This is a genomic window from Streptomyces camponoticapitis (genome assembly GCF_014646115.1).
Taxonomy (GTDB): domain Bacteria; phylum Actinomycetota; class Actinomycetes; order Streptomycetales; family Streptomycetaceae; genus Streptomyces; species Streptomyces camponoticapitis.
The window spans coordinates 40,154-62,716 of record NZ_BMMV01000015.1; the positions used below are offsets into that span (position 1 = coordinate 40,154).

Annotated in this window: 19 protein-coding genes; 10 read left to right on the forward strand and 9 right to left on the reverse strand. The window is 71.7% G+C overall.

What is annotated here, in order from left to right:
• Positions 1 to 10 precede the first annotated feature (10 nt).
• Both efeB and efeU read left to right on the forward strand, forming a co-directional pair.
• Positions 11 to 1,315 (forward strand): iron uptake transporter deferrochelatase/peroxidase subunit, encoded by a 1,305-nt coding sequence (gene efeB, locus IEY79_RS22355; protein WP_189109344.1) that lies wholly within the window; start codon positions 11 to 13, stop codon positions 1,313 to 1,315.
• Between the two features lie 49 nt (positions 1,316 to 1,364).
• Positions 1,365 to 2,351, forward strand: coding sequence for an iron uptake transporter permease EfeU (efeU, locus tag IEY79_RS22360; RefSeq protein WP_229701031.1), 987 nt, complete (start codon positions 1,365 to 1,367; stop codon positions 2,349 to 2,351).
• Here the strand turns inward: efeU and IEY79_RS22365 are convergent.
• The gene (locus IEY79_RS22365; RefSeq protein ID WP_189109345.1) at positions 2,285 to 2,695 is read right to left on the reverse strand and encodes a cold shock domain-containing protein; all 411 of its coding nucleotides are present in this window, start codon (positions 2,693 to 2,695) and stop codon (positions 2,285 to 2,287) included. The two genes, efeU and IEY79_RS22365, sit on opposite strands and share 67 nt — an antisense overlap.
• A gap of 130 nt (positions 2,696 to 2,825) precedes the next feature.
• On the opposite strand from IEY79_RS22365, the gene IEY79_RS22370 reads away from it, so the two are divergent.
• On the forward strand, positions 2,826 to 3,806 hold the full coding sequence (locus tag IEY79_RS22370; RefSeq protein WP_189109346.1) for a YihY/virulence factor BrkB family protein: 981 nt from the start codon (positions 2,826 to 2,828) through the stop codon (positions 3,804 to 3,806).
• Between the two features lie 27 nt (positions 3,807 to 3,833).
• Here the strand turns inward: IEY79_RS22370 and IEY79_RS22375 are convergent, their stop codons facing one another.
• Complete coding sequence (locus IEY79_RS22375) at positions 3,834 to 5,549, reverse strand: IlvD/Edd family dehydratase (RefSeq protein WP_189109347.1); 1,716 nt, start codon at positions 5,547 to 5,549, stop codon at positions 3,834 to 3,836.
• Between the two features lie 90 nt (positions 5,550 to 5,639).
• On the opposite strand from IEY79_RS22375, the gene IEY79_RS22380 reads away from it, so the two are divergent.
• Entirely contained in the window at positions 5,640 to 6,653 is a 1,014-nt protein-coding gene (locus tag IEY79_RS22380; protein ID WP_189109348.1) for a zinc-dependent alcohol dehydrogenase, read from the forward strand.
• 21 nt (positions 6,654 to 6,674) lie between these two features.
• On the opposite strand, the gene IEY79_RS22385 is transcribed toward IEY79_RS22380, so the two are convergent.
• Positions 6,675 to 8,240, reverse strand: a complete 1,566-nt coding sequence (locus IEY79_RS22385; RefSeq protein WP_189109349.1) for an MGH1-like glycoside hydrolase domain-containing protein — start codon at positions 8,238 to 8,240, stop codon at positions 6,675 to 6,677.
• A 173-nt stretch (positions 8,241 to 8,413) separates the two neighbouring features.
• Positions 8,414 to 8,989, reverse strand: a complete 576-nt coding sequence (locus IEY79_RS22390; RefSeq protein WP_078078626.1) for a TerD family protein — start codon at positions 8,987 to 8,989, stop codon at positions 8,414 to 8,416.
• 196 nt (positions 8,990 to 9,185) lie between these two features.
• Between IEY79_RS22390 and IEY79_RS22395 the strand changes: the two genes are divergently transcribed.
• The 4 genes from IEY79_RS22395 to IEY79_RS22410 all read left to right on the forward strand — a co-directional run bounded on the left by IEY79_RS22395 (position 9,186) and on the right by IEY79_RS22410 (position 13,559).
• A complete protein-coding gene (locus IEY79_RS22395) occupies positions 9,186 to 9,644 on the forward strand; it encodes an ATP-binding protein (RefSeq protein WP_229701032.1) in 459 nt (152 codons plus the stop codon).
• Positions 9,645 to 9,793: 149 nt separating this feature from the next.
• Entirely contained in the window at positions 9,794 to 10,438 is a 645-nt protein-coding gene (locus tag IEY79_RS22400; RefSeq protein WP_189109350.1) for a 2Fe-2S iron-sulfur cluster-binding protein, read from the forward strand.
• Positions 10,435 to 11,463, forward strand: coding sequence for an FAD binding domain-containing protein (locus IEY79_RS22405; RefSeq protein WP_189109351.1), 1,029 nt, complete (start codon positions 10,435 to 10,437; stop codon positions 11,461 to 11,463). The genes IEY79_RS22400 and IEY79_RS22405 overlap by 4 nt, the downstream gene beginning before the upstream one ends.
• Positions 11,460 to 13,559 (forward strand): xanthine dehydrogenase family protein molybdopterin-binding subunit, encoded by a 2,100-nt coding sequence (locus tag IEY79_RS22410; protein WP_189109352.1) that lies wholly within the window; start codon positions 11,460 to 11,462, stop codon positions 13,557 to 13,559. The genes IEY79_RS22405 and IEY79_RS22410 overlap by 4 nt, the downstream gene beginning before the upstream one ends.
• Before the next feature lie 92 nt (positions 13,560 to 13,651).
• Here the strand turns inward: IEY79_RS22410 and IEY79_RS22415 are convergent, their stop codons facing one another.
• Genes IEY79_RS22415 through IEY79_RS22435 form a run of 5 tightly spaced genes read right to left on the reverse strand, consistent with a single transcriptional unit; the run spans position 13,652 to position 19,475 of the window.
• A complete protein-coding gene (locus IEY79_RS22415) occupies positions 13,652 to 14,317 on the reverse strand; it encodes a hypothetical protein (protein WP_189109353.1) in 666 nt (221 codons plus the stop codon).
• Complete coding sequence (locus IEY79_RS22420; RefSeq protein ID WP_229701033.1) at positions 14,314 to 15,813, reverse strand: ATP-binding protein; 1,500 nt, start codon at positions 15,811 to 15,813, stop codon at positions 14,314 to 14,316. Before IEY79_RS22420 ends, IEY79_RS22415 begins: the two co-directional genes overlap by 4 nt.
• Positions 15,810 to 16,493, reverse strand: coding sequence for a response regulator (locus IEY79_RS22425; protein WP_189109355.1), 684 nt, complete (start codon positions 16,491 to 16,493; stop codon positions 15,810 to 15,812). The genes IEY79_RS22420 and IEY79_RS22425 overlap by 4 nt, the downstream gene beginning before the upstream one ends.
• A 22-nt stretch (positions 16,494 to 16,515) precedes the next feature.
• Positions 16,516 to 18,225, reverse strand: coding sequence for a murein biosynthesis integral membrane protein MurJ (gene murJ / locus IEY79_RS22430; protein WP_189109356.1), 1,710 nt, complete (start codon positions 18,223 to 18,225; stop codon positions 16,516 to 16,518).
• Complete coding sequence (locus IEY79_RS22435; RefSeq protein WP_229701034.1) at positions 18,222 to 19,475, reverse strand: lipid II:glycine glycyltransferase FemX; 1,254 nt, start codon at positions 19,473 to 19,475, stop codon at positions 18,222 to 18,224. The genes murJ and IEY79_RS22435 overlap by 4 nt, the downstream gene beginning before the upstream one ends.
• A 237-nt stretch (positions 19,476 to 19,712) precedes the next feature.
• Here IEY79_RS22435 and IEY79_RS22440 point away from each other — a divergent pair, with 237 nt between their 5' ends.
• Together IEY79_RS22440 and IEY79_RS22445 are read left to right on the forward strand one after the other, a co-directional pair.
• Positions 19,713 to 20,909, forward strand: a complete 1,197-nt coding sequence (locus IEY79_RS22440) for a L,D-transpeptidase (protein ID WP_189109358.1) — start codon at positions 19,713 to 19,715, stop codon at positions 20,907 to 20,909.
• Positions 20,910 to 21,055: 146 nt separating this feature from the next.
• Entirely contained in the window at positions 21,056 to 22,558 is a 1,503-nt protein-coding gene (locus IEY79_RS22445) for a CehA/McbA family metallohydrolase domain-containing protein (RefSeq protein WP_189109359.1), read from the forward strand.
• Positions 22,559 to 22,563: the final 5 nt, after the last annotated feature.

Here is a 22,563-nt window from a genome sequence, read left to right on the forward strand (position 1 = left end):
TGGCGCGGGCATGACCGACGAGACAGAACAGGGCGGACCGGCCGACGCGGGCGGTGCGAACGGCACGGCCCGCGCGCCGTCCCGACGTTCGGTGATCGGCTGGGGCGGCGCGGGGCTCGCGCTCGGCGCCGCGGTGGCCGGCGGTACGACCCTCGCCCTGCGGGCTACGGACAGTCCGGAGCCGGCCGGGTCGGCGGGCGCGGCCGTCCCCTTCCACGGCGCGCACCAGGCCGGGATCGCCACCGCCGTCCCCGACCGGCTGCACTTCGCGGCATTCGACGTGACCACCGAGAACCGGGCGGAGCTGATCCAGCTCCTCAAGGACTGGACGGCGGCGGCCTCGTTGATGACCGAGGGACGCGCGGTCGGCGAGGGCGCGTTCGGCGGAGTGCCGGAGGCCCCGCCGGACGACACGGGCGAGGCCGCCGGTCTGAAACCGTCCCGGCTGACGCTGACCATCGGCTTCGGTCCGTCGCTCTTCACCGGGGACGCCAAGGCCCGCCAGGACCGTTTCGGCCTGGCGAAGCGAAGGCCCGGGGCGCTGGTGGATCTGCCGAAGTTCCCCGGCGACAACCTCGACCCGGCGCGCAGTGGCGGTGATCTGTGCGTGCAGGCATGCGCCGACGATCCGCAGGTCGCGGTGCACGCCATCCGTAACCTCGCCCGGATCGGCTTCGGCCGGATCGCGATCCGCTGGTCGCAGCTCGGCTTCGGCAAGACGTCGTCCACCACGCCCGACGCGCAGACCCCGCGCAATCTCTTCGGCTTCAAGGACGGCACCCGCAATGTCGCGGGCACCGACACCGCCGCGCTCGACCGGCATGTGTGGGTGTCGGCCGACGCGGGACCCGACTGGATGGCCGGCGGCTCGTATCTGGTGGCCCGCCGGATCGCGATGCGGATCGAGTCCTGGGACCGCACCTCCCTCCAGGAGCAGGAGGACGTCTTCGGGCGGGACAAGGGCGAGGGGGCGCCGGTCGGCAAGGCCAGGGAGCACGACGAGCCCTTCCTCAAGTCGATGCTGCCGGCCTCGCACGTACGGCTCGCGCACCCCGACTCCAACGGCGGGGCGCGGATGCTGCGGCGCGGCTACTCCTACACCGACGGTACGGACGGACTCGGCCGGCTGGACGCGGGCCTGTTCTTCCTGGCGTACCAGCACGACGTACGGGAGGCGTTCATCCCCGTACAGCGGAGTCTGTCGCGCTCCGACGCGCTCAACGAGTACATCCAGCACGTGGGTTCGGCGGTCTTCGCCGTACCGCCGGGCGTCCGGGACAAGGACGACTGGTGGGGACGGGGGCTGTTCTCGTGACCCGCGCTCCCCTCAACCGCACAGTGATCTCGGCGGAAGGACGGCCGGCATGTTCGGCAACTATCTGATCGGTCTGCGCGAAGGGCTGGAGGCCAGCCTGGTCGTCTGCATCCTCGTGGCGTATCTGGTCAAGACCGACCGCCGCGACGCGCTGCGGCCCGTCTGGATCGGCATCGGCATCGCCTGCGCCGTCTCGCTCTCCTTCGGGGCCGCACTCGAATTCGGCTCCCAGGAGCTGACGTTCGAGGCGCAGGAGCTGCTCGGCGGGTCGCTGTCGATCGTCTCGGTGGGGCTGGTGACCTGGATGGTGTTCTGGATGCGGCGTACGGCGCGGCATCTCAAGAGCGACCTGCAGGGCAAGCTCGACGCCGCGCTCCAGATGGGTACGGGGGCTCTGGTGGCGACCGCGCTGCTGGCCGTGGGGCGGGAGGGCCTGGAGACGGCGCTGTTCGTCTGGGCGTCGGTACGGGCGGGCGGCGAGGGCAGGTCGGGGCCGCTGATTGGCGTGCTGCTCGGGATCGCCACCGCGATCGTGCTGGGCTGGCTCTTCTACCGGGGCGCGCTGAGGATCAATCTGGCGAGGTTCTTCACCTGGACGGGCTCGATGCTGGTGGTCGTGGCGGCGGGCGTCCTCGCGTACGGCTTCCACGACCTTCAGGAGGCGCGCTTCATCGGTGGGCTCCAGGACAAGGCGTTCGACATCACCAGTACGGTCCCGCCGGACAGTTGGTACGGCACGCTGCTGAAGGGCGTCTTCAACTTCCAGCCCGATCCGACCGTTGTCCAGGTGACGGTGTGGGCGCTGTATCTGATCCCGACGATGTTCTTCTTCCTCGCGCCGCGGCGTGCGAAGACGGAGCCACCGCCCGCTCCCGGAACGCCCCCGCGTCCGGCGCCGGAGTCCGAGCCCTCCTCGAAGACGCGGTGGTCAGGCCGGGTGGTGGGCGACGGCGCGCCCACCACCACCGCTCAGGATTCGATCCAGCCGTGGGAGCGCGCCAGCTCGATCACCGACGTGCGTACCCGCTTGATCTGATCGCCCGTCAGGCTTCCGTCGGCCTGGAGCAGCGCCTCCGTCAGCTCGTTCCGCAGCTCGACCGGGGAGAGCACGTCCGAGTAGTCGCCGTGCGGATCCGCCGGTCCCGTGCCCGACGTGCCGCGCTGTGACGCCGGCGCGTTCACCAGCCTGATCTGTGAAGCCTTGGGGCCCTTGTCCCCCATCTCCAGAAGGTACTCGACCTCACTGCCCGCCTTGTACTGGTACTTCTCGTCCAGCAGATCGTTGGCGTGCATGAACACGTCCTCGTCGCCCTCGCTCGGGACGATGAACCCGTACCCGCGAACCTCGTCGAACCTCAGCACTCTTCCTACCTGCAACACAGCCCCTACCTCCACGGCCTACCACTACCTCGGCTACCTCCGGGGTCCACACCGAACCCCCGAGCAACCTCTCATATCCACCCGCCTGCGAGAATCCGTCGTCGGCAGTTCAATTCGAGTCGGGGGCACGATGGGCACGGTGGTACGGGTACCACAGACCCGGGACATGATCGGGGAAGAGCTTTCCGGCGACGAGGCGTGGGCGGCGCTGCGCACGTACGGCGGGGGCAAGCTGCTGAGCGACGCGTTCCTGCGGTTCCGTTACGCGGACGGGTTCAGCATCGCGAGGGCGCTCGCCTTCCAGTTCGTCCTGGCGCTGGTGCCGTTCAGCATCGCGCTGGTGGGTGTCGCGACATCACTGCATACGGAGAGTGTGGGACGCGTCGTCGAGTTGACGCTCACCCGGATCGCGCCGGGTCCGAGCGCGGATCTGATCCGGACCTCGCTCGGGCGTGCCGAGGGCGGGGCCGGTTCGGGTCCGGGCGGTGAGCTGGCCGTGTGGCTCGGGCTGGGTTTCGCGACGCTGAATCTCGCGTCGGCGATGGCTCAGATCGAGCGGGGCGCGAACCGTATCTACGGGGTGGAGCGGGACCGCCCGTTCCTCGCCAAGTACGGTCGCGCCCTGGTGCTCGCGGTCGCGGCGGGACTGCCGCTGGTCGGCGGGTTTCTCATCCTGGTGGGCGGCAAGGCGGTGGGCGGCGCGCTCGCGGAGACGTTCCACTGGGGTGAGGCGGCGCAGGACGTCTGGGGGTGGCTGCGGATTCCGGTCGGCATCCTGCTGACATGGCTGGCTTCGGCCGTGCTGTTCCGCTGGGCCCCGCGCCGGGATCAACCGGGTTATACGTGGCTGGCGTTCGGCTCCGCCGTGCATCTGCTGCTGTGGGTGGGCGCGACGTGGCTGCTCACTCTGTACGTCGGCTTCAGCGGGTCGTTCGGCTCGGTGTACGGGCCGCTGACCGCGTTCGTCGCGCTGCTGCTCTGGTCGCAACTGGCGGGCATATCCCTCTTCCTGGGGCTGTCGCTCGCCGCGCAGCTGGAGTCGGCGCGCGCCGGACAGCACGACCCGGTCCATCCCGATCCGGGCCACGGCGGCGATCCGGACCACATCTGACCGGCGGGACGGATCGGCCGGCCGCGCTCAGTGCGACTCGCGCGACACCTCGTGGCCGCTCGACCCGACGAGGAAGTCGAGGTCGACGCCGGTGTCCGCCTGCATGACATGGTCGACATAGAGACGTTCCCAGCCGCGCGCCGGGGCGGCGAAGGAAGCGGTCATCTCCTCGGCGGGGCGCCGCAGTTCGAGCTCCGCCGCGGGTACGTCCACGTCCAGGCGGCGCCCGGCGACATCCAGCTCGATCCAGTCCCCCGTGCGCAGGAGTCCCAGCGGCCCGCCCGCCGCGGCCTCGGGCGCCACATGCAGTACGACGGTGCCGTACGCCGTCCCGCTCATCCGGCCGTCGCAGATCCGCACCATGTCGCGTACGCCCTGTTCCAGCAGCTTGGTGGGCAGCGGCAGGTTCGCGACCTCGGGCATCCCCGGGTAGCCCCTGGGACCGCACCCCCGGAGCACGAGCACCGACGTCGCGTCGACGTCGAGATCTGGGTCGTCGATACGCGCGTGCATGTCCTCGATGCTGTCGAAGACGACCGCCCGGCCCCGGTGGTTCAGCAGTTCGGGCGAGGCGGCGGCGGGCTTGATGACGGCGCCCGACGGGGCCAGGTTCCCGCGCAGCACGGCGATGCCCGCCTCGGTCCGGAGGGGGTCGGCACGCCGGTGGATGACGGAGTCGTCCCAGATCCGCGCCCCGTCCAGATGATCCACCAGCGGCGTGCCGGTGACGGTGAGCGCCTCCGGGTCGAGCAGGTCCCGCACCTCGTTCAAGGCGGCGAGCAGACCGCCGGCCCGGTGGAAGTCCTCCATGAGATGGCGGCCTGCCGGCTGAAGATCGACCAGGAGTGGTACGCCCGCGCCGGTGCGGTCGAAGTCGTCGAGCGTGAGGTCGATGCCGAGCCGCCCGGCGACGGCGAGCAGATGCACGACGGCGTTGGTCGAGCCGCCGACGGCGGCCAGGGCCACAATCGCGTTGAGGAAGGACCCCTTGGACAGCGTCGTGCTCGGGCGCCTGCCCTCGGCGACCATCTCCACCACGAGCCGCCCCGTGCCGTGGGCGCTCTCCAGCAGCCGGCTGTCCGGGGCGGGGATGCCCGCGACGCCGGGGACGGTGGTGCCCAGCGCCTCCGCGACGCATGCCATGGTCGAGGCGGTGCCCATGGTGTTGCAGTGCCCGCGGCTTCGGATCATCGAGGACTCGGAGCGCAGGAACTCCTCCTCGGAGAGGGTTCCCGCCCTTACCTCCTCGCTGAGTTTCCACACGTCCGTGCCGCAGCCCAGCGGCTTGCCGCGGAACGTGCCGGTGAGCATCGGACCGCCTGGCACCACAACGGCGGGCAGATCGACGGAGGCCGCGGCCATCAGCAGGGACGGGATGGTCTTGTCGCAGCCGCCGAGCAGCACCACGCCGTCCACGGGGTTGGCCCGCAGCAGCTCCTCGGTCGCCATCGCCGCCATGTTCCGCCACAGCATGGCGGTGGGCCGGACCAGCGTCTCGCCGAGGGAGACGACCGGGAGGTTCATCGGGACGCCCCCGGCCTCCCAGATGCCCTGCTTGACACTTTCCGCGACCTCGCCGAGGTGGGCGTTGCAGGGCGTCAGATCGGACGCGGTGTTGGCGATCGCGATGTGCGGGCGTCCGTCGAAGGCGTGCGCGGGCAGTCCCCGGCGCATCCACGCCCGGTGTATGTAGGCGTTCCGGTCCGTTCCCGCGTACCACTGAGAGCTGCGCTGCTCCGGCATGGCTGGCACCCTAACTTTCCCGAGCCGTTCCGGGGAAGGGCGCGCCCGCCCTGCCACCCGCCGTCCGGCCGCGCCTTCTGGAGGTCGTCCTTGCGTGCTTTCGTCATCACCGGGCCTGGCCGGTGCGAGGTGGCGGACGTCGAACCGCCCGTCGCCGCGCCCGGCGAGGTCGTCGTGGACGTCGAACGGGTGGGTGTCTGCGGCACCGACGTCGAGTTCTACACCGGCGAGATGAGCTATCTGCACGACGGCCACGCCTCGTACCCGATCCGGATCGGGCACGAGTGGTGCGGCACCGTCTCCGCCGTCGGCGAGGGTGTCGAACCGGGCTGGCTCGGACGGCGTACCACCGGGGACACCATGCTGGGCTGCGGGCACTGCCGGCGGTGCGCCCGCGGGCTGCACCATGTGTGCGAGGACCGTTACGAGTTGGGTATCCGGCACGGCCGGCCCGGCGCGCTCGCCGAGCGGGTCGCCGTCCCCGTCTCCTCGCTGCACGCCCTGCCGGACAGTGTCGACGCGACGGCCGGCGCCATGGTCGAGCCGGGCGGCAACGCGCTGCGCGCCGTCGAGGCCGCCGCCCTCTCCCCCGGCGACCGGCTGCTGGTGCTCGGTCCCGGCGCCATCGGTCTGCTCGCGGCGCGGTTCGCGCTCGCGCGGGGCGCGGAGGTACACGTACAGGGGCTGACACAGGAGTCCCTGGACTTCGCCCGTTCCGTGGGAGCGCACGGCGCGTGGACCGCCGACGGGCTTCCCGAGCTGCCCTTCGACGCCGTGATCGACGCGTCGAACGCCGCGCATCTTCCGGCGCGGGCTCTGGAGTTGGTCGAGCCGGGCAAGCGGGTCGTCTACATCGGTCTGGCGAGCGACCCGAGCCGGATCGACACCCGCGCCCTGGCGCTCAAGGACGTCACCGCCGTGGGTGTCCTCAGCGCGTCTCCCGCCCTCGCCCGGACCATCGGGCACTACGCCTCGGGCGCGGTCGATCCGCGTCCGCTGGTCGCGAGCACGGTGGCGCTGGAGTCGCTGGCGCGGGTGCTGGCGGGCGCCCGGCCCGAGGGGGCCGGACCGGGTCCCAAGATCCAGGTCGATCCCCGGCTGTGAGCGGCCGGGGGCCGTTCCGCGTCAGGCCAGTTGGATACGGACGTGGTGCCGGCCGCGCAGACCGGCCGGAACGGTGTCGGCCCGGCGCCCGTCCACCCTTGTCGACACGGCGCGATTGCCCGAGCCGGTGAGTGTGATGTCGAGCGTCATGTCCCGGTAGGACAGGTCGCGCAGCGTCACTGGTCCCCAGCCCGCGGGGAGGCTGGGGGTGAATCGCAGCCCGCCGCGTTCGAAGCGCATACCGAACAGGCCCTGGTGGATCAGCCGCAGATATCCGGTGGCCGACCAGGTCTGGTCCTCCTCGGACTCCCACTGCCGCTCGTTCTGCCAACCACCGTCCACCGCACCGGTCCTGGCGTTGTAGATCTCCCAGAAGCGGCCGTCCGGCCGCTGGAGGGTGGCGATGTCGAGGACCGCCTGCCCGAACAGGTCGACCCGCCCGCCGACCGCCGCCGCGTGCCCCCACATACCGACCGTCATCGGCCACACGATCACGTTGTGGCGGCCGGGCCGTTCGTCGTCGAAGCCCGAGAAGTGCGGGTACACGTTGACCACACCGCGCGGCTGGCGGTGCGTGGTGCGGAGCAGCGCGTGCGTCCGGGCGCGGGAGGCGACCCCGCACAGCACGGCGAACGCGAGCCCGTTCCCCTCCTGATACGTCTCCAGTTGGCCGACGCGCTCGCCCGAGCCGTGGATGAAGTAGCCGTAGCTGTCGGCCTCGGGCCGCCAGAGGTGGGAGTCGATCGCGGTACGCAACCGGGCCGCCGCGCCGCGCAGTTCACCGGCCACGGAGCTGTCGCCCACCACATCGGCCATGTCGGCGCAGGCCAGATGAGCGGCGTGGTAGAGGCAGTTGGTCGACAGACACATCATCGTGTCGGTGTCCGGGTGGTCGAGGACGAACGACGAGCCGTTCGCCGGGTCGTACGGCGGGCTCGGGTAGCCCGCGATGCCGTCCTGCATGAAGGCCGGGCCCTCGAAGAGGCCGTACTCCTCGTTGAAGTGCCGATCCCGGTTGAGGCGCAGCGTGTTGAGGGCGGCCTGATGGGCGTCGGTGACGAACTGGCGGTCCCCGGTGGTCAGGTAGTGGTTCCGGGCGGCGATCGCCCAGACGATCTGGTCCCACCACTGGTTGTCCTGCTGCACGACGAGCGTGCCGTCGTCCTGCCGCCGGCAGACCGACCACAGGGTGTTGCGGGCGACGTCGGGTGACAACAGGCTCGCCGCGTTCCAGGAGTTGACCGAGGCGTCGCGGGTCCAGGGCTGTTCGTAGCCGCCGCCGGCCCGGATGAAGACACCGGGCGGGTCGGTCATGAGGCCGGTCTGGTTGTACTCGGCCGGGTCGTAGGGGACGGTGTTGATGTCGAGGAGATTGTCGAGCGCCGCGCGGTAGGCGCCGCCCAACAGGGCTTCCCGGGCGTGGGATCCACCGAACTCGATCCGCGGACGACCGGCGCCCTCGCTCCCCGGTGCGGCGTGGACGGGGGCCGCGGCGGCCGCCATTCCCGCCGCCGTCAGTCCGGCGACGGCTCCTGCCCGCAGGACGTCTCGCCGTGCCGGTCCGTGCCGTCGCTCGTCGGAACTCATGCGGCCTCCCCATCGACACCGTTGTCATGTACACACCGGAGTGGATGTTCGCGGCGGCCTGACGGGCTGTCAATGAGCAGGGCGGACCGTGGTGTTCGAGCCGGGCGGCGGCGGACCGGTGCCCGGCCGCCGCCGTCCCGCTCGTACTCCTGTGCCGAGTCCGCGGCCCGGGGTCAGACGTTGACGCCGAAGTCGGCCGCGATACCGGCCAGTCCGGAGGCGTAGCCCTGACCGACGGCGCGGAACTTCCACTCCGCGCCGTGCCGGTAAAGCTCGCCGAAGACCATCGCGGTCTCGGTGGAGGCGTCCTCCGTGAGGTCGTAGCGCGCGAGTTCGGCGCCACCGGCCTGGTTCACCACGCGGATGAACGCGTTGCGGACCTGGCCGAAGCTCTGACCGCGGGATCCCGCCTCGTGGATCGAGACCGGGAAGACGATCTTGTCGACGTCGGCGGGAACGCCCGCGAGATTCACCTTCAGGGACTCGTCGTCGCCCTCGCCCTCACCGGTGAGGTTGTCACCGGTGTGCTCGACCGAACCGTCGGGGCTCGTCAGGTTGTTGTAGAAGATGAAGTGCTGGTCGGAGAGCACCCGGCCGGCGCTGTTCACGAGCAGGGCGCTCGCGTCGAGGTCGAAGTCGGCGCCGGTCGTGCTGCGCGCGTCCCAGCCGAGGCCGACGAGCACGGCGGTCAGGCCGGGAGCCTCCTTGCTCAGCGAAACGTTGCCACCCTTGCCCAGGGAAACGCCCACAATCTCCTCCTGCTGTTCGTGACTGAAAAGTGGATCAAAATCTATAACACCGTACGACCGACGGTCCCGGTATCGACCAGGCTCGTACGGTTCGTTGCCCTCCCTTGGGACTGAAGTGGCTGAAGCGGGGCAGGCGGTGACGTGAACAGTGGGAGAGCGGCTCTCAGGGGCCGTCACGGGGGAACGGATCAATACCATGGACAGGCAGTTGGAGGAGACCGAGGACCGCTGCCCCGCGACGGGCCGGGTGGTCCGCCGGGGCGCCGTGTTCGACGGGGACTCGGGGATGATCGGGGAGGCACGCCGCTTCACGGCCGGCTTCCTCGGGACCGTACGGACGGACCAGGGCCGGACCGTGCCGTCGCAGGTGGTCGGTACGGCGCAGCTGGTCGTCAGCGAGCTGGTGACCAACGCGTGCAAGTACGCGCCCGGCCCCTGCCTCCTCGACCTGGTCTTCGACGGGGACGTCGTGGAGATCACGGTGTGGGACACCGATTCCACGCTGCCGGTGCCGCGCGCCGGCGAGCCCGGCCGGATCGGACAGCACGGGCTGGAGATCGTCATCGCGCTCTGCGAGGGCTACGACGTCCGTCGGGAGCCCGTGGGCAAGCGGATCAAGGTCCGCCTCGCGGCCGGGGCCGACGGCCGGGTGTAGCCCCCGCACCGGCCCCGGGCCCGAGCCGGGCCCCGGGCCGAACCCGCGCTCGTAAGCCCGGCCGGAGGTCGCCCCGGCGGGCCGAAGCCGATCGGGTGGACCCCGGCGAGGATCGTTTGCGGAGAGTGCGCGAGGGATACCCGACGGTGATGCCGCACACCTCCGAAGTGATGCTCCACGTCAACGGCACCCCGCACCGGCTGACGCTCGACAACCGGACCACGGTGCTCGACGCGCTGCGCGAACACCTCGATCTCACCGGCCCCAAGAAGGGCTGCGACCAGGGCCAGTGCGGCGCCTGCACCGTCCTCGTGGACGGTCGGCGCGCCAACAGCTGCCTTCTTCTCGCCGTCGCGCAGAGCGGCGCCCGTATCACCACGATCGAAGGCCTGTCGGGCACCGCGCACACCCCCGCCGGCGGTACGGACGAGTCCCGCCGGCCGCACCCGCTGCAACAGGCCTTCCTCGACCACGACGGCTTCCAGTGCGGCTACTGCACACCCGGCCAGATCTGCTCGGCGGTCGGCGTCATCGCCGAGGCGGCCGGCGGGCACCCGTCGCACGTCACCGGCGCCGACGGCCCGCCGCCGGGCGAACCGGTGCCGCTCACCCCCGACGAGATCCGCGAACGGATGAGCGGCAACATCTGCCGCTGCGCCGCCTACCCGAACATCCTCGCGGCCGTCCAGGACGTCGCCGGTACGGCGAGGCGGACGAGTACGACGATCAGCACCGGCACGTCGGGCAGCAAGACCTGGACCGGCGGTACGAGCAGGGCGGACGTGACCTCATGAAGTCCTTCACCTACGAACGCGCCACCGACCCGGCGCAGGCCGTCGCCCTCCTCGCCCGCGATCCGGCCGCCCGCTTCCTCGGCGGCGGCACCAATCTCGTCGACCTGATGAAACTCGGGGTCGAGACCCCCGGCCATCTGGTCGACATCGCCCGGCTGCCGCTCGACCGCGTCGAGGTGACCGACGACGGCGGCCTGCTCATCGGCGCCACCGTGCGCAACAGCGATCTCGCCGCCGACCCGGCCGTCCGCACCCGGTTCCCGGTGCTGTCGCAGGCACTGCTCGCGGGCGCCTCGGGACAGCTGCGGAACACGGCCACCACCGGCGGCAATCTGCTCCAGCGCACCCGCTGTACGTACTTCCAGGACGTCACCAAGGCGTGCAACAAGCGCGAGCCCGGCACCGGTTGTCCGGCCAGGGAGGGTGTCCACCGCGATCTCGCGGTGCTGGGGCACTCCGAGGCGTGCGTGGCGACGCACCCCTCCGACATGGCCGTCGCGCTCGCCGCCCTCGACGCCGATGTCCTGCTGCTGGGCCCGGACGGCGGACGCACCGTGCCGCTCACCGACTTCCACCGGCTGCCCGGCGACCACCCCGAGAAGGACACGGTGATCCGGCCGGGCGAACTCGTCACCGGCGTCCGGGTCCCCCGGACGGCCGCCGGACTGCCGTCCGCCTATCGCAAGGCCCGGGACCGCGCCTCGTACGCCTTCGCGCTGGCCTCGGCCGCCGTGGTGCTCGATGTGCGCGACGGTGTCGTGGGGGACGTACGGCTCGCCTTCGGCGGGCTGGCCCACAAGCCCTGGCGGGCCACCACCGCCGAGGCGACGCTGCGCGGCGAACCGGCCACGCCCGAGTCCTTCCGGCACGCGGTGGAGGCCGAACTCGCCGCCGCCCGGCCGCTGCGGGACAACGGCTTCAAGGTCCCGATGGCCCGCAATCTCGCCGTCCGGCTGCTCACCGAGCTGGCCGACCCCGCGGCGACCGCCACCGACCACACCGACCCTCGCCGAGGAGACCGATGACGACCAGCCGGGAGCGCGCACTGGGCTCCGACGCCGTCCGGATCGAGGGCCTGGCCAAGGTCTCCGGCACGGCCAGGTACTCCGCCGAGCACACCCCGCCCGGCTGTCTCTACGCGTGGCCGGTGCCCGCGACCGTGGCCCGCGGCCGGATCGCGTCCTTCGACACGGCGGCCGCCCTCGCCGAGCCCGGGGCCGTCGCCGTACTGACCCATGAGAACGCGCCGCGGATCAGCGACCCCGAGGACGCCATCCTGGGCGTGCTGCGCGACGACCGCGTGCCGCACCGGGGCTGGATCGTCGCCGTCGCCGTCGCGGAGACGCTGGAGGCGGCGCGCGCCACGGCCGATGCCGTGCGCGTCTCCTACGTGGCCGAGGACCACGACGTCGTCCTCACCGCCGACCATCCCGGCCTCTACTCCCCGGAGATGGCGAACGGCGGGCACCCCGGCACCCGGGAGCGCGGTGACTTCGACACCGTCTACGCCGCCGCCCCGGTCACCGTCGACGTCACGTACTCCATGGACCCCATGCACAACCACCCCATGGAGCCGCACGCCGCCGTCGCGCACTGGCACGACGGGCGGCTGACGGTCTACGACTCCAGCCAGGGATCGAGCACCGTACGCGACGCACTGGCGGCGCTCTTCGCCCTCGACCCGGCGCACGTCACCGTCATCAGCGAACACGTCGGCGGCGGCTTCGGTTCCAAGGGGACGCCCCGCCCTCAGCCGGTGCTGGCCGCGATGGCGGCCCGGCATGTCGGGCGCCCCGTCAAGCTGGTGCTGCACCGCTCCCAGCTCCCGGCCGTCGTGGGACACCGGCCGCCGACCATCCAGCGGGTGCGGTTCGGCGCGGACCGGGACGGGGTGATCAGCGCGCTCGCGCACGAGATGGTCTCGTACACCTCCACGGTCAAGGAGTTCGTGGAGCAGGCCGCCACGCCCGCCCGCACCATGTACACCTCGCCGCACAGCCGCACCGTCCATCGCGTCACCGCGCTCGATGTGCCGACACCGTCGTGGATGCGCGCGCCGGGCGAGGCGTCGGGCATGTACGCGCTGGAGTCGGCGATGGACGAGCTGGCCCTGGCCGCCGGGGTGGACCCGGTGGAGCTGCGGGTGCGCAACGAGCCGTCGCACGAGCCCGATTCGGGCCGTGCCTACAGCAGCCGTCATCTTGTGGAGTGTCTGCGCGAGGGGGCCCGGCGGTTCGGCTGGGGCGACCGCGATCCACGGGCCGGGCTGCGGAAGGAGGGCCGCTTCCTGGTCGGCAGCGGCGTCGCCGCCGCCTCGTATCCGGTGCTGATCTCACCGTCCACGGCGGAGGCGCGCGCCGACGCGGACGGCGGTTTCCTGGTACGGGTCAACGCCACGGACATCGGTACGGGAGCCCGCACCGTGCTCGCCCAGATCGGCGCCGACGCGCTCCAGGCGCCCCTGGAGCGGGTCCGGATCGAGATCGGCGACAGCGATCTGCCGCGGGCACCGCTGGCGGGGGGCTCCTCGGGCACCGGCTCGTGGGGCTGGTCGGTCGACAAGGCGTGCCGGGCGCTGCGTGCGCGCATCGACGCGGCGGGCGGCACCGTGCCTCCCGAGGGACTGTCCGCGAGCGGCGACACCACCGAGGAGGTGGGCGCCGGAACGGAGTTCGCCCGTCACGCCTACGGAGCGCACTTCGCCGAGGTGCAGGTGGACACGGACACGGCCGAGATCCGGGTCCGCCGGATGCTGGCGGTCTTCGCCGCCGGCCGCATCCTCAACCCCCGTACGGCGCGCTCCCAGTTCATCGGCGCGATGACGATGGGGCTGGGCATGGCGCTGATGGAGGGTGCGACGATCGACCCCGTCGCCGGCGACTTCGCGGAGCGCGACCTCGCCTCGTACCACGTCCCCGCCCACGCGGACGTGCGCTCGATGGAGGCGTACTGGATCGAGGAGGACGACCGGCATCTCAATCCGATGGGCAGCAAGGGCATCGGCGAGATCGGCATGGTCGGTTCGGCCGCGGCGATCGGGAACGCGGTACGTCACGCGACCGGAGTCCGCCTGCGCGAGGTGCCGATGCGGCCCGACAAGCTGCTGCCGCATCTGGCCTGACGGTCGGGGACGGACGGTCGGGGACGGACGGTCGGGGACGGACGGGGACGCCGAGGCACCCTCGGCCCGGCACCGCCCCCGGTGCGATCGCGTCAGGAGCTGTCCGCGTCCGGCCTGAGCGCCGGGCGTGGCCGCACGCCCAGATCGATGTCGGCGTCACAACCGGCCGGCCCCAGAGTGCCGTCCGTGCCCCGCAGCACGACCGGCTCTCCGCCCTCGGCGTCCCGCGCGAACGCGACGGTACAGATCACCTGCCGTACGGCCAGGTCGTCGAGGCTGCTGAGCGCGAAGGGAAGCGTGGCGAGCGTCCGCGCGTCCTTGGTCAGCTCCACCCGGGGAGATCGGTCGCGGCCGCCCTCGCCGGGCAGGTCCGGCAGATCGGGCAGGTCAGGCAGACCGTCCGAGAGTCCGACCGCGCGCTCCGCAGGGAGCGGTCCGGCGAGGAGCGCGACCAGGGTCTTGGTGCCCGCCGTCGCCGCATCCGTCGTCGGCCGGTCCGACGGGTTCGACGGGTTCGACAGGTCCGGCATGGTCTCGTACGCGCTGGGCCGGGCTATGGGCATCAGCGCTCCTCCCGAGCGGAAGAAGAGCAGCGTCCGGTCCTCGCGGCTGGGGAACACCTGGATGGTGGCGGGGTCCCCCGCGTCGATGGCGTCGGTCGACTGGATGTCGCAGCCGGTGAGGAGCAGCGCGGAGAGGAGAACGGCGCCGGGGAGAAAGGGAGTCGCGGCGCGAGTGTGGCGTCCCGGGCGGGTCACGCGGGCTCCTCCCCCGCGTTCAGGGGTATCTCGACGGTGAAGACCGCGCCGGTCGCCGCCGCCGGGTCTCCCGCGTGCTCGCGGGGAGCGTTGGCGGCGTGGATGGTGCCTCCGTGCAGCCGTACGTTCTCCTGGGTGATGGCCAGTCCCAGCCCGCTGCCCGTGGAACGGGTCCGGGCCGCCTCCGCCTTGTAGAAGCGGTCGAAGATGTGCGGAAGCGCCTCGGGCCGTATGCCCGGCCCCCGGTCGGCGACCTCCATCACGAGCAGCCCCGTACCGTCCTCGCGGTCTCGCGTGCGCAGCCGTACGGTGACACCGACGCCGCCGTGCCGCAGCGCGTTGCCCACGAGGTTGGCGACGACGATGTCGAACCGGCGCGGGTCGAGCCGGGCCCGGATGCCCGCCGGAAGTTCGGTGCGCACCTGGTCGGTCCAGCGCCGGTTCTGAAGGGTCTTGGCGATGGTCTCGGCCGCGTCGACCTCGTCGGTGTTCAACTCGGCGGCGCGCGCGTCGAACCGGGAGATCTCCAGCAGGTCGTCCACGAGCACGGCGAGCTTTCCGGTCTCGGCACTGATCAGCCGTACCGCCTGCGCCGTGTCGGGGTCGAGCCGGCCCGCGTCCTCGTCGAGCACCTCGGTCACGGCGAGCATCCCGGCGAGCGGGGTGCGCAGTTCGTGCGAGACGTCGGCGGCGAAGCGCCGGGCGCGTGCCTCGGCGCGCTGGAGTTCGTCCACGGACCGTTCGATCTCTCCGGCGGATTCGTTGAACGTACGGGCCAGATCGGCGAGTTCGTCGCTGCCCCGCACCGGGATACGGGTGTCGAACCGGCCGCTGCCCATGCTGCGGGCGGCCCGCCGCAGCTCGCGGACCGGGCGCAGGACGCTCCGTGCGGCGAGCAGGGCGGGCAGCAGCGCGATCGCGAGTCCGGGCACCGCGCCGTCCCTGGCGGCGGTGATCAGCGCGTCGACCTGTGTCTGTTCCTGGTCCATGCGCATCACCGCGTACAGGACGAGCCCCGTGGACAGGACACCCCCGACACCGACCTTGAAGACGGTGGGCATGCCGATCGTCAGGTACGGCACCCCGTCCTTGACGACCCGTTCGAAGCTGCCGTGCGGATAGCCCACGGTCTTGCGGCGCAGTTCGGGGGTGATCACGGTGGAGGTGGGGCTGGTGCCTGAGGAGGCCCGCAGGGTGCCGTACTCGGCGAAGACGATCCAGGTGTGCGGTTTGCCCTTGCGGGCGATGTCGCGCAGTACCTCCGACAACGCGTCCGCGTCCTCGACGGGCAGCCCGACACCGATCTGCTGGACCTGTTCGCGGAAGGAGGAGACGGCGGTGTCCTGCGCCGTCCTGAGGACGCTGTTGCGCGCCTCCCGGAAGGTGAGGGTGGCGGTGGTGCCCGCGCTGACGACGGCCACCAGCAGAAAGGCCAGCACCAGTCGGGTGCGCAGCTTGAACGGGGTGGCGGGCCGGCCGGGCCGGAGGCCCTTCACAGCGGTCCGAAGCGGTAGCCGAAGCCGCGCAGGGTCTGGATGTACCGGGGGTTGCCCGGCTCCGACTCGATCTTGTTGCGCAGCCGCCGGACGCACGCGTCGACCAGCCGGGCGTCGCCGTGGTAGCTGTGCTCCCAGACGTGTTCCAGCAGTTGCTGCCGGCTGAACACCTGCTCCGGCGCCGCGCTCAGATGCAGCAGCAGACGCATCTCGGAGGGGGCGAGCGCGAGACGCTGCCCGGACTTGGTGACGGTGAGTCCGGTGCGGTCGATGGCGAGTTCACCGTGGAACTCGACGGCGGGCCGTCCGTTTCCCGGCTCGTCGATGCGCCGCAGCACGGCCCGGATGCGGGCCTCGATCACCTCCGTACGGGCGGGTTTGACGATGTAGTCGTCGGCGCCCGCCTCCAGCCCCACGACGACGTCGAAGTCGTCGCCGCGCGCGGTGAGCATGATGATCGGCAACTGGCTGTTCTCGCGGACCTGTCGGCAGACCTGGACGCCGTTCACGCCGGGCAGCATGAGGTCGAGCAGGAGCAGATCGGGGCGGAACTCGCCGAGGGCGGCGAGGCCGGCCTCGCCGGTGGCGGCGGTCCGCACCTCGTGACCCCGGCGGCGCAGGCCCAGTTCGACCCCTTCGCGTACGGCGGGGTCGTCTTCTATGAGGAGCACGCGTGGCATAGGCGGATTGTCCCAGGGGTTCTCAGCGCCGGTTGGGGCGTCGGACGAGGCGGCGGGTGAGGCCGGAGAGCAGGCTGTCGAGTTCCGTGAGGCGGAGCGGGCGGGCGAGGAGGACGAAGACCAGGCCGACCACGGCGGCGCCCGCCGCGCAGGCGGCGACCGCGCCCGCCGGCATCACGCGGGCGGCGGCGAGGTGGCCGAGGACGGCGGCGGGTACGGCGGCGGTGAGCAGCCGCGCGTGGGCGGCGACGGCGGCGGAACGCCACAGCGCGGGGCCCGGGGTGCGGGGGCGCCGGTGGCCGGGCGCGGTCGCGGGTACGGGCGCGAGCCCGCGGTGCAGGACCAGCGCCGTCACCACCCATCCGGCCACCAGGGCGACCGAGTACGCGCCCGCCATCCCGGTCACCGCCCAGCGGGCCGGCAGCAGCGCGTACGCGGCCAGCGACAGACCCGCGTTGAGTCCGGCGATCACCAGGTTGAGAAGAAAGGGAGTGCGGGTGTCGGAGAGCGCGTAGAAGGCGCGGGAGAGGACGTACTGCCCGGAGAAGGCGACGAGTCCGGGCGCGAACGCCACCAGGATCCCGGCCATCACCGCGATGTCGCGCGCGTCGGTCAGCCCGTACTGGAACACGGCCGCCATCAGCGGCTGCGCGAGGGCCAGCAGAAGGCAGGCGGCCGGCACGACGGCCGCCGCGCTGCTCCTCAGGGCGTACGAGACGTCGCGCCGTACACCGTCCCGGTCACCGTCGGCCGCGGCCCGGCTCATCCGCGGCATCAGGGCGGTGACCAGCGAGACGGTGACGATGCCGTGCGGTACGGCCCAGAGCAGATAGGCGTTGTTGTACGCGCTGAAGCCGGCGCCGCCGTCGATGCCCTCGGCGGCCGCCCGGCCGCCGGCGAGGGTCGCCAGCCGGGTCACCACCCAGTACGCGCCCTGGTTGGTGAGCACGAGCAGCACCAGCCAGCCGGCGGCGCGCAGTGGTCTGGTCAGTCCGCTGCCGCGCCAGTCGAAGCGGGGCCGCCAGCGGAACCGGGCCGCGCGCAGGGCGGGCAGGAGTGCCAGCGCCTGGACGGCGATGCCCGCCGTGGTGCCCCAGCCGAGGAGCGCCGTCTCCGTGCCGGTGAACTCTCCGCCGTCGCCCGTGGCGAGGTAGAGGCCGAACACCGCGATGACGACGACGTTGTTGAGGACGGGCGTCCACATCATCGAGCCGAACCGGCCCCGGGCGTTGAGCACTTGACCGAGCAGGGTGAAGACCCCGAGGAAGAAGATCTGCGGCAGGCAGTAGCGGGCGAACGCGACGGTCATCGTGGCCTGTTCACCGGTGTAGCCGGTGTACGCGTCGACGAGTGCGGGCGCGGCCCACACGGCGCACGCGGTGATCGCGAGCAGGGCGACGACGCACACGGTGAGCAGCCGGTCGGTGTACGCGGCGCCGCCGTCCTCGTGCTCCTTGGCCGCGCGGACCAGTTCGGGGACGAACACGGCGTTCAGGGCGCCGCCGAGGAGCAGCATGTAGACGATCGTGGGGACGGAGTTGGCGACGGCGTAACCGTCGGCGGTGAGCCCGACGCCGAGCGCGGCGGCGACCACGGCCGACCGGACGAATCCGGCGGCGCGCGACACCACGGACCCGGCCGCCATGATCACGCCGCTGCGCGCGACGGACGGTTGGCCCGGTGCGCCGGGCGTCGCGGGCTCTTCCGGCTTCGCGAGGGACGTGGCGCTCATCGGCGGGCCAGGTATGCCTGGAAGGCGCGGTAGAGCGCGTGGTTGGTTGTCCCGGCCAACGGTCTCTCCCACTCCCCCAATGTCTCGACGACCTGTCCCCCGGTGCCGAGTTTCCAGCGCAGCAGGCCGAAGGAACGGTCCGCCGGATCGAGAGTGGAGGGTACCCCGCGCATGTCGTACACCTGCGCGCCCGTCGCGTGGGCGTCGAGGATCATCCGCCACTGAAGGGCGTTCGAGGGGCGGACCTCCCGCCGGTGGTCGGCGGAGGCTCCCGTCTGGTACCAGACCCGCCGCCCGACGGTGATCATGGTGTGGGCGGCGAGTATCTCGCCTTCGTGACGGGCGAGATAGAGCTTCATCCTGCCCGGCTCCTCCGCGTTGAGCGCGGCGTACTGGCGCTCGTAGTACGCCTGCGAGCGGCCCAGCCGGAAGCCGTCACGCTGCTCGGTGACGCACAACAGCCGGTAGAAGTCGGGGAGTTCCGCGGCGCTGCCCACCACCACCTCCACCCCCGCCTTCTGCGCGCGGCGTACGTTGCGCCGCCACTCCTGGTTGAGCCCCGACCAGAGATCGTCGGTGCCGCGGCCGGCGAGCGGCACCTGGAAGACATGGCGGGGCTGTGCGTCCCCGCCGTCCCCCGTGTCGTCGCCGCAGCGCTGCCAGCCCCGGGCCCGCAGCCGTTCGGCGACCGCCGTACCGAGCGGGTCGACCTCGCAGTCGAGGACATCGGCGAGGCGCCTGCCGGTTCCGGTCCGCGACTTGAGCGGTCCGGAGTGCCATCGCCGGTGCGCGGGCGTGGGGCCGATCCGTACGGCGAAGGCGCCGGCGCCCTTGAGGTACCGCAGCAGCGGTGTGAGCCAGGCGTCGATGTCCGGATCGGCCCAGTCGGCGACGGGTCCCTCCGGCAGATAGGCGAAGTACCGCCGTGTGCCGGGGAACTGACGGAGCAGCACCAGTGCCACGCCGGTGAGCCCCCCGGCTCCCGGTGCGGCTCCCGGTGCGGCTCCGTCCCCGATTCCGTCGGCGGGTCCCGGTGCGGGCCCCTCCGCCGGTCCCCAGCCCAGCAGCAGCGGCCGCCAGCCGTCCTTGACCTCGGCCCACGAGGGGCACTGGAGGAATCCGGGACCCAGCGCCGCCCCCGTACGGGAGGCGAGGAACGCGCGGTACGCCTGGGCGGTGACGGGTTCCAGCCGTAGGCGGCCGCCGTGGCTCTGCCCGGTTCGGCCGGCCGTCACAAGGAGCGCTGCCACAGTGTGAGCCTCTCTTCCACCCCGACCTGGACCGCGGGGACGCCGAGGATGCTCACAGCGGTCCATGACCGCTCCGCGGGCCGAATGTGACGGGACGACGACCGTTCTCCATCAGTGCCTGTCACATTGCCCACACCTCTCTCACCTGCGGGTTTCACATGCTTAGAGTCGCGCTGTCCCACTGCCTTCCCACGGGGGTCTCCGTTGCGTCAGCCACTTCGCCCGCATCACCGAGCCGTGCGCCTCGCGATCGCGCCGGTCGTACTCGTCTCGCTCGCCGCCTCACTCACGGCCTGTTCGTCCGCCTCCGCGGGCGGTACGAAGGACGCGGGGAGCGCCGGCGACGGCAAGGCCGGCCGGACCGCCGAGAGCCCGGCCACCGTCACCGTCACCCCGCGCGGACAGGACGCCGAGGCGGGGCACCCGGTGAAGGTCACCGCCCACGGCGGCACACTCACATCCGTCACGGTCACCGACGACCGGGGCCGGACCCTCAAGGGGTCGATGGAGCCGAAGAACATGGTCTGGGTCTCGGACCGCAAGGCCGTTCCCGGCGCCTCGTACACCGTCAGGGCGGCGACCCGGACGAAGGGCGGCACGACGGGGACGGCGGAGGCGGCGTTCGGCACCGCCGACGCCGGCAAGGTCAACAAGACGGACTGGCGGCCCGGCGCGGGGGCCACGGTCGGCGTCGCGCAGCCGATCTCACTCGTCTTCGACAACCCGGTCGCGAACAAGGCAGAGGTGGAGCGGCAGTTGAGAATCACCACCTCCAACGACACCGAGGGGTCCTGGGGTTGGGTCCGGGACTGGTCGGGCCGGGACCGGGTGGACTGGCGGCCGAAGACGTACTGGCGCCCCGGCACGAAGGTCACGCTGCGGGCCGAGCTGAACGGCACGGACTCCGGGACCGGCGGCGGCTGGTTCGTACGGGACTACTCGACCACCTTCACGATCGGCGCCCGCCAGGTGGTCAAGGTCGATCTGGACCGCCACCGCCTCACCCTCGAACGGGACGGCGAGACCGTACGCGAGATCCCGGTCTCCGGCGGCACCCCCGGCGGGGACAAGCGGTCCTGGCGCGGCACGGCGGTGCTGATGGCCAAGGAGGGCACGATCAACATGAACTCCGAGACGGTGGGCCTCGGTAACGCCTACGACAAGATGGTCGACCAGTCGATGCGGCTGACCTGGTCGGGCATGTACGCGCACGCGGCGCCGTGGAACTCGCGCCACATGGGTGTCGCGAACCGCAGTTCCGGCTGTATCGGGATGAACTCCGCCGACGCGGCCTGGGTGTACCGGCAGGTGCGCGTGGGCGACCCGTTCGAGATCAAGGGCGCCGACACGAAGGGCACGGTCGAGGCGGGCAACGGCTTCGGGGCGTGGAATCTGTCGTGGAAGGAGTGGCGGGAGCGGAGCGCCCTGGACTGAGCGCGCGGGGCCGGGCTTTCGGTGTAGGGGGCAGCGTTCGTTGTTCTCGACGGGCCCTGCCTCCGTTCACCCGGTGTTCGGTTTGTTCTCCGAGACTCAGCGGTCGGCACCCCCCGCGCCGGAAGTAGAACGAAAGGCTTCAATCCGTGAAGGACAAGAACACCGAAGACCCCGAGCGCTCGGCTCTTTCGCGACGTCGTCTCGTCAAGTTCGCGGGCGTCGGTGCGACGCTCGCCGCGGCGGCCCCGATCGTGGGCGCCGGCGTCGCTTTCGGCAACGAGGACGACGACCGCAAGTCCGGCCACTCCGGTGACTCCCGCAGACGCTCCTGGCGCGCCGGTGACCACCACGTGCACTCGGAGTACAGCGGTTCGTTCGACACGACGAAGAACCCGCCCGTGTTCCAGAAGGGCGGCGACGCCGTCTACCCGATCGTGACCAACGCGATCATGGCGAAGAACTTCGGCCTCAGCTGGGCCATGTGCACGGACCACGGCGGTCCGACGCACTCGAAGGTCAACCTTGAGCAGGCCTACCCCGACCTGCTGCGCTCGCGTGTGCTCGTTCCCGAGGTGCTCCAGTTCTGGGGCATGGAGTTCGACGCCCCGGCGCTCGACCACCACACGCTGATGATCCCGCACCACAGCGACGAGGCGCAGCAGCTGTTCGAGCTGGAGTCGCGCTTCGCCAAGCTCGACCCGTTCCCCGCCGACCCGGGCCGTGACACCGAGGCCAAGATGGTGGAGTTCCTGAAGGCGGCGAAGGGCATGCCCCGCAAGCCGCTGGTCATCGCCCACCACGCCTCGCGCTCCGCGCCGGGCCTCGGCGTCTACGGCCAGGACACCCCCCGCGAGTTCCGCAACGGCAACGATGCCGCCCCCGACATCTACGTCGGCTTCGAGGGCGCCCCCGGCCACCAGGCGGGTCCGCTCAACGGCGGCGACCGCGGCGGGTACGGCAACTACCCGACCCACGGCGGCTTCGACCAGATGACCGCGCGTGTCGGCGGTCTGTGGGACGCGCTGCTCGGTGAGGGCCGGCGCTGGTGGATCACCGCGACGTCCGACTCGCACGTGCACTGGACGCGCGGCGGCTCCGACTTCTGGCCGGGCGAGTACAGCAAGACCCACGTGCTGGCGCGCCAGGACTACGCCGACATCATGGACGGTCTGCGCAACGGCCGGATCTGGGTCGGCACCGGCGACCTCATCCGGACCCTGGACGTCACGGCGAGCAACCGTGGCAACGAGGCGGCCGTCGGCGAGTCGATCACGATCGACAACCGGGGCCGTACGGACGTCGAGATCGAGATCAGGTTCCGCCCGCTGAACGGCGAGAACGCCAACGGTGACCGTCCCGAGGTGCGTCGTGTCGACCTGATCACCGGCAAGATCACGGGCAAGAGCGACGACCGCGACTCCGACACCAACCCGACCACCAAGGTCGTGGCGCGGTTCGGCAAGCGCGACTGGCGCAAGCAGGGCGACGAGTACGTCATCAAGCACACCCTGCGCGACGTGGACAGCGACATGTACGCCCGTGTCCGCGGCACCAGCACGGACGAGGCCGAGCCGCTGGCGGACGGCCTGGAGAGCCCGTGGGACGACCTGTGGTTCTACTCGAACCCGGTCTTCGTCAAGGTCCGCTAGTCGGC